2 protein-coding genes and 1 pseudogene are annotated in these 2,778 nt (G+C 46.7%); 2 read left to right on the top strand and 1 reads right to left on the bottom strand.

Annotated features, from left to right (window positions below; all coding sequences use genetic code 11):
- Positions 1-524: 524 nt before the first annotated feature.
- On the top strand, positions 525-1,013 hold the full coding sequence (locus O9295_RS09680) for an MgtC/SapB family protein (RefSeq protein WP_079208667.1): 489 nt from the start codon (positions 525-527) through the stop codon (positions 1,011-1,013).
- A 100-nt stretch (positions 1,014-1,113) separates the two neighbouring features.
- Entirely contained in the window at positions 1,114-1,650 is a 537-nt protein-coding gene (locus O9295_RS09675) for a hypothetical protein (protein ID WP_288032820.1), read from the top strand.
- Between the two features lie 580 nt (positions 1,651-2,230).
- On the opposite strand, the pseudogene O9295_RS09670 reads toward O9295_RS09675, so the two are convergent.
- Positions 2,231-2,671: pseudogene (locus O9295_RS09670) on the bottom strand (ISAs1 family transposase); the annotation flags it as partial.
- Positions 2,672-2,778: the final 107 nt, after the last annotated feature.

Here is a 2,778-nt window from a genome sequence, read left to right as displayed (position 1 = left end):
GGTCAGCAAAAAAGGCTCAAACCATTACGGGACAAAGGGTTAACCTCGATTTATGATTTTCCTTGATCTATCTGGGTTTCAGCGATTTTGGGCTTCTCGAAGTAAATCCCAAGCGGGGATTGGAGTTGAGGCTTTTCTCGATTTGTTTTTTGTCTAAGTCCCATTATGTGGACTTCGGTGGAATTATAGAGGAAGAAGGCACATTCTGTGGCTATAAGCTGTTAAGCATTTAAATTGCTTGTTGAGACGAGGCAAGAGGCAAGAGGCAAGAGGCAACAGTAAAGGGATTGGGGGAGATTCGGCTAATCTTAAGAATAAGTGCTTTAAATGCGTCTTAGCTTACCATTCCGACCCGTCTGCGGATTGGATGGTACTTTGGCACTGAGCGGTTTGAGTCAGAGGGTGAGTTTTTCCGAGTCACGATTGATGATGCAATCTATCGGTAGAACGATCGGACATCAACAAAGAAATTACAGCCAACTTTGTAGAATGAAGTACAGCCAAAGTAAGGAGGGACTACGGGTGTGTGGCAAGTGATATGGAATACTGTGCTATCGGAATTCTCCGAGATCACCGATTTGGCTCAAATTATCCGCATCATTTTACGTTTCCTGCTTGCGGCGATCCTTGGTGGTCTACTGGGGTACGATCGGGAGATCAAGGGCAAGGCGGCAGGGTTGCGAACGCATATGCTGGTTTCTTTCGGGGCAGCACTCTTCGTCCTCATTCCTCAACAATCTGGGGCATCGATCGCAGATTTAACTCGTGTGTTGCAGGGTTTGATCGCTGGGGTGGGATTCCTTGGGGCCGGATCGATCATTATAGGAAGGCACCAAGAGGAGGCTAAGGGGATGACCACGGCGGCGGGCATATGGCTAACGGCGGCCATCGGCGTAGCGGCAGGGATGGGGCGAGAAGCGACGGCCATTCTCAGCACTCTCTTAGCCTTGGGAATCTTATCCTTAATTCCCAAGGTCGAACGGTTGTTTGAACGCCGTGGAAGGAGGAGTTAAACGGGGTCGGAGTATTCGGGCGAATAGGGGTTGAAGATGTACAAGTACTTCATACCCGCGTTAAACTGCATATCTTGCCCCATGCCGTTGGAGCCCAAAGATGATCAAAATTTCCGTTGATTCACAGGTGTCGTTTTCTCGACCCTTGGTTTATGCCACCTATCGGGACAAGCTGATGGAGTTGGGGCCGTATCTGCCCAATGTGCGATCGCTGCAACTCAAGTCTCGCCAGGAAGCGGAGCGACTGGTGCGACTGGTGCTGGAGTGGCATGGGGGTGGGGACATCCCAGCCGCTGCTCGGGCACTTTTGAGTGAAGAACTGTTCACTTGGACGGAATACGATATCTGGGACAACAATGAGTTTACTGTAGACTGGCAAATTGAAACCCATGCCTACCGAGAGGCGGTGTTTTGCGCTGGCAAGAACCGCTTTCTGGATCGAGGCAATTGCACATTGGTCGAAAGCCGAGGCGAAGTGAGGATTGACCTCAGCGCAGTTCACAGTGTGCCACCCTTCTTGCTCAGTCGCTTAGTTCACCTAGTCGAAGAGCTTCTGGCCAAAAAGATTGAACCGAATCTGGTGCAGATGGGACAGAGTGTGCGGAAGTATCTGGAGCAAACGCAGAAAACCCAGTAACGCCAGGAAAGGGATAGACTATGGGGTAGCGATCTGGAAGTAGTGGTGAGTCGAATTGCTTATTTAGGGTTTGCTGAAAAAGTTTGTTGGTGGGGTTAGGAGTCGGTCGTCGGTCGTCAGTAGCCGGTCGTTTCAGGCTTTGTTGCCCTCTTTTTTGTACTGGTTTATGTACTACAAGAAGGATAATGCAAGGTTTTTGAATGTCCCAATCCTATTTTCGCAGCATGAACATCGGATTTTAACAGGTCAAAAGCCTTATTTTAAAAGGGTTTTACCATTATTCAGCAAGCCCTATTTAGGGTTGGCTGAATAAATCTAAAAACCTTGTTGGGTAAGACTTTTAGACTTTTTTTCCCTCAAAAAGTGCCAACCCTTGGAGTGATCGGGGGTAAAATTCCGGGACTTTTTCCCTGAAAATTAGGTAACTGACCCCCTCAAAATCCCTAAAACCCCACACCCCACACCCCACACCCCACACCCTGTCCCCACGAAAAACTTTTTGCCGCAAACCCTATTTAGCGGGACTCAAACGATAACAAAAGATAACTGAGGGTATAATGCTTGGCAGATCAGCGTTTCACAATGCTAATACATAATCAGCGCCTTGCTCAATAATTGTAGAGGCAATTTCAGTTTGACATACCATGGCATCAATACTTACTAAACAACCTCGAATTTCTCAAATCTTCAATAATTCAGGAATAGCAGTAATCTCATGGGATTTTTCAGCGACTTTTCGTTGACCAAGTACCAAATGATTAGTGGCTGACCAGACACTTACCATAGGAATTAAACTGCGGTTATTTCCTCGTTCTTTTGCCCCTCGTCAGGTTTTCCCGTCCACATTTAAGAGTTCTCCATTGGTCACCTGATGAACTGCTTGCATCCAACTAATAAAGCATGACTGGAGTTCTTCTGATTTTAAACGGGCAAATAATCGGATCAATGTATCATGAGAGGGAATCCCATTAGGCAGAGCTAGAAAAGTTTTGGCTCTTCGGGAATTGTTATGCAAATAATTAACTTAAAATAAAATTCGATGAGAGCGCCTACGCTCAAAAGTAGCTGAAATCCATACAGGGAAGGACTTAAGGCACAAACAGGTTAATACCAAAAGATAGACAATTG

The sequence above is a fragment of the Microcystis sp. LE18-22.4A genome, from assembly GCF_027531105.1.
Lineage (GTDB): Bacteria > Cyanobacteriota > Cyanobacteriia > Cyanobacteriales > Microcystaceae > Microcystis > Microcystis aeruginosa.
Note: the sequence above shows the minus strand (reverse complement) of the source record. Positions and strands in the feature narration are given on the sequence as shown.

What these genes read in the sequence shown, in the direction of transcription:
- O9295_RS09675 (WP_288032820.1), top strand. Translation starts at nt 1,114, where the DNA reads ATGATCAAAATTTCCGTTGATTCACAGGTGTCGTTTTCTCGACCCTTG.